This window comes from Thiorhodococcus minor, from assembly GCF_010820565.1.
Taxonomy (GTDB): domain Bacteria; phylum Pseudomonadota; class Gammaproteobacteria; order Chromatiales; family Chromatiaceae; genus Thiorhodococcus; species Thiorhodococcus minor.
On the sequence record NZ_JAAIJQ010000206.1, the window covers coordinates 1 to 2607 of the forward strand.

Consider the following 2607-nt stretch of genomic DNA (forward strand, 5'->3'; position numbering starts at 1 on the left):
CGCGAGGTGATGTGATAGAGAGCGCCGAGAAATTCGAGTCTGAGCGGGCGAGCCATGGATCAAGCGTAGCTCGGATCGGGCAAGAGGCAAGACCTGACACCGTTCTTCGGGATCATCAACGCTGGCCCAATGCCTTCTTCGCTGCGCAAGGGCTGTTCACCCTGACGACAGCTCATGCTCAGGCGAGCCAATCCCGATGAGGAAACAACCGACCGGAGAGCCGTGTGCAGGAAAACTGCCCGCACGGTTCGGAGGGAGGGGAGGCGAGAGCCTTCCCTACCCCTATCGGATTGAGCGGCTGACCTAACGTCGCTCGGCCGAGCGATGAAGCCGGCGCCTCAACCTCCTCTCTGGTATGAGCTTCCTTGGAAAGCGCCCAAAACTACGCACCCCGCTCTGGGCGGGGTTTAACCCCGAAGCAAGGCCTCGATCGCATCGCAGGCCACGGTAGCCCCGTCCTCTTGGGACAGCGCACTAGAGACTTCGCTCAAGCGCGCGGACAGAGAAGCGTCCGCAAGCAGCTCGTCCAGCGCCGCAGTCACGGCCGGGCCGCGATATCGATGCCGGGGCCAGACTCGAGCCCAGCCGACCTGCTCGGCGCGATAGCTGTTGTCGAACTGATCGTCCGCGCCCGGCACTAGCAAGCTGGGACGACCGTGCCTCGCTGCCCAACCAATGGTACCGATCCCGCCCGAGTGCATGACGGCACGTACCCGAGGAAAGACGCTGGAGTAGGGAAGATAGGTGGTCGCATGGACCTCCGGCGAGCTCGGTATGGAGGCGTGAAACCGCTTGGCGGCGACGACCATGGCGCGCATACCGAGACGTCGACTCGCATCCAGGCTCTCCTGGAAAAAGCGTCCCGGCTTGGACCGAGCACTCCCGCCGAGCGCGAAGAGCAGGGGCGGCTCCCCGGAGCACGCGAAATCGAGCGCACGACGCATCGCGCCGGAGTCATCCAAGAAGCGCGGCTCCAACCAGGTGAAGCCGGTCACCAGTGTGTGAGTCGGAAAGGACGGGGGACGCTCGAAAAGGCGCGGCGAGGTGAGAACCAGATTCAGCTCGCGGGAGAACAGGCCTTCGAAGCGCGGATGCCCCAAATGCTTTAGACCCAGTCGCGACTGCGCCTGTCTGACCACGCCGCTGAATAGCCAAGCGTAAGTCCGCACCAAAGCCCGGCTACCGACATCGACCGGAGCGCTGTTCGGGAAGCGTCTCTGGAGCCGCTGAAGGAGCGGCACCAGGCAGGGGTTGTCCCCGGAAGCGAGCCCCAGCGGGGAAACCGCGCAGTAGATCCAGGGACGCCCTTGATCGGCCGCCACCAGCGGCCCCGAAAGCGCAAGCTGATTACCGAGCACGACATCTGCGGCGCGGGCTTGCGGAGTCAGTGCGCTCAGCTCGGCATCGAAAGCGGCTCGCGAGCCCCCTAGCGCCTCATTGGAGATCCATGGGACCCGACGTGCCGCGGAAGCGGCGCGCCCATCGATTGCGACGGCCTCCAAGCCCAGTGCGGCGGCGGACGCGAGATGGCGCGACTGAGTCCCAACTAGGACCCGATGTCCTCGGTCTCTCAAACCGCTGGCGACGGCATACATCGGAATCATGTCGCCGAGCGAGCCCTTGGCGATAACGAGCACTCGACTCAAGCCGCCACCCTCCCGTGCTCGCCCGGCGCCTCTTCGGCAATTCCTCGGCTGACCCAAGTCATCGGAGAGACGCTTTGAAGGCGCAAAAGCTCGGGCCCGCGATACGCCAACCGTAGCAGGTCACTGCGCCTTCCTAGCCAGCTCCTCCAAGCGCGCGAGGCGTTTGTCGAAGTTCACCATAAAGCCCGTAATGACAGCGATCGTTTCCTCGGAGTCGAAAGACAAGATCTTCAAATCCACATAGGTCGAAGGATATAAATACCGGAGTGTCGCGTCTGCGCTCGTGATACCCGTCGGGTCGATCCCTCGCCGACGGGACTCGCGCAGGGCGACAACCTTCTCAGCCCGGGCCGTCCCGCTCCGGGTCGCTGCTCCGCCTCGAGTAGCCGCCGTTGGCGCACTCGGGCTACGCACGACCCTACGACGAATGACTCTACGGCGTGTGTGACTGCGCTTTGCATATTGCCTTCACGACGAAGGACTGACGTCCTTCGTCATTACGGCAATACGCACGCGCGCACGCCTACCCGAGACTACCGGCCTCGCGCTTTGCGCTTCCCTGGCCGGCAGCGTATGAAATCTAGCCCGCCCTAAGGGTCTAGGAAGGATCCTGAGGCTGGAGATTAGCGGGGGCAGGATATGAGGTCAACGCACGAGAATGCAGCTGAGCGACCTCACGAGGACATTGGTGCACCCTTGATCGTGCGATCGGGACGGTTTCAGCGAAGAACAGTGTCAGGTCTTGCCTTTTGCCTTTGCGGCTGCGCGAACGATCCGGCTGATCCGCGCGTAATGCAGACCAAAATAGTCGCCGATTTGCTTCAGGGTGTACCCGCCGCTGGCGTAAGCCGCTGCAATGGCCTGGTCTCGATCGGAGTACAGGCTGACATACTCGGCCAGCGGCTTGGCGGGTGGCCGACGCTGCGCGAGGGGGACTTCACTTAAGTCCCGATCCTTCGGC

2 protein-coding genes and 1 pseudogene are annotated in these 2607 nt (G+C 63.4%); 1 reads left to right on the forward strand and 2 read right to left on the reverse strand.

Annotated features, from left to right (window positions below):
• On the forward strand, window positions 1–200 hold a 200-nt coding region (locus G3446_RS27790; RefSeq protein WP_209262646.1), incomplete at its 5' end, for a hypothetical protein.
• Between the two features lie 207 nt (window positions 201–407).
• On the opposite strand, the gene G3446_RS26285 is transcribed toward G3446_RS27790, so the two are convergent.
• The gene (locus tag G3446_RS26285) at window positions 408–1646 is read right to left on the reverse strand and encodes a glycosyltransferase (protein WP_164456614.1); all 1239 of its coding nucleotides are present in this window, start codon (window positions 1644–1646) and stop codon (window positions 408–410) included.
• A 735-nt stretch (window positions 1647–2381) separates the two neighbouring features.
• A pseudogene (locus tag G3446_RS26290) lies at window positions 2382–2607 on the reverse strand (addiction module toxin RelE); the annotation flags it as partial.